At 35.5% G+C, this 1,121-nt stretch carries 2 protein-coding genes; both read left to right on the forward strand.

Annotated features, from left to right (window positions below; all coding sequences use genetic code 11):
* Positions 1-369: RNA polymerase sigma factor (locus A8L32_RS17125; protein WP_075591071.1), on the forward strand; the 369-nt coding region annotated here is incomplete at its 5' end.
* 2 nt (positions 370-371) lie between these two features.
* The gene (locus tag A8L32_RS17130) at positions 372-908 is read left to right on the forward strand and encodes a hypothetical protein (protein WP_075591072.1); all 537 of its coding nucleotides are present in this window, start codon (positions 372-374) and stop codon (positions 906-908) included.
* The last annotated feature ends 213 nt before the right edge of the window (positions 909-1,121 follow it).

The following is a 1,121-nucleotide window of genomic DNA, read 5'->3' on the forward strand; positions in this document are numbered from 1 at the left end:
AAAAGCCTGGGGAATTTCCGTGGAGACTCAGCCATGAGTACCTGGATATACCGAATTGCCGTTAATACCTCGCTTACTTATACAGGAAAAGCTTTTAAGCAAATGCAACTCATCGTGAGCAGCGATACCCAAAATTTAGGTATGATGTACGAAGACGATGAGGAAACCATCCGGCTTAAAGAGGAGCAATTCGAAAAATTACAAAGTGAATTGAATATGCTATCGGTCATCGACAAAGCATTGATGTCCTTAATACTCGAAGGGCTCTCCATGAAAGAAATTGCCGATGTAATAGGTATTTCCGAAGCCAATGTAAAAGTAAAGATTCACCGAATTAAAGCGCAGTTAAAACAGAATTTAAGCAAGTAGCCATGACGACTAATAATATAAATGAAACCCCAAATTTAGCTCAGTTATTAGAGCGATTAAGGTTAGAAGATTATAAATATGGACAAATGAGTAAGCGGTTCAGTTCAGCATACTGGGTTATTATTCCCTTGTATTTGGCATCTATAATTGCACATGTAATTGATGGCGATATAAGTGGGATTTATAGTGGAGTTTGTTTTTTGTCTGGTATGTTAATATTTGCACTAAGCTTTAGGAAGTACTATAAAGAGTTTAGTTATGTAGACTACTCATTAGCCACTTTAAGCATGTTAAAAAAAGCAGCAAAAAGATATAGCCCTTTTCAAAAATTAACTTGGTGGGTCTTATTAGGTGCATTATTTATAGATGCAGGGTTGGTGCTAAATTCAACAATTATATTTAAAGATATTTTGCAAACTCAGTTACTTTTTCTTGGTGCACTAACGGTTTCGATTGGAATTGGTTTGCTTATTTGGAAGAATCGCTACAAACCCTTGCGCGATGATGTTTTAAAACTGATTAAGGAAATTGAAGCTTAAAGGAGATTAGTTATTAGATAACTAACACACAGGAGAAATAGTCACCCGATAACTAATAGGTAAATGCAAACAAATTTAACCTTGGAAAAAGAAAAACGATTTAATCAAATTGTAGCAGATAATGAGGAGCGGATATTACGTATTTGCCGTTATTATAATGTCAACCCAAGCGACCAGAAAGATATGTACCAAGAGGTGCTGCTCAATATTTGG

Origin of the sequence: Labilibacter marinus (assembly GCF_001659685.2) — a bacterium.
GTDB lineage: Bacteria > Bacteroidota > Bacteroidia > Bacteroidales > Marinilabiliaceae > Saccharicrinis > Saccharicrinis marinus.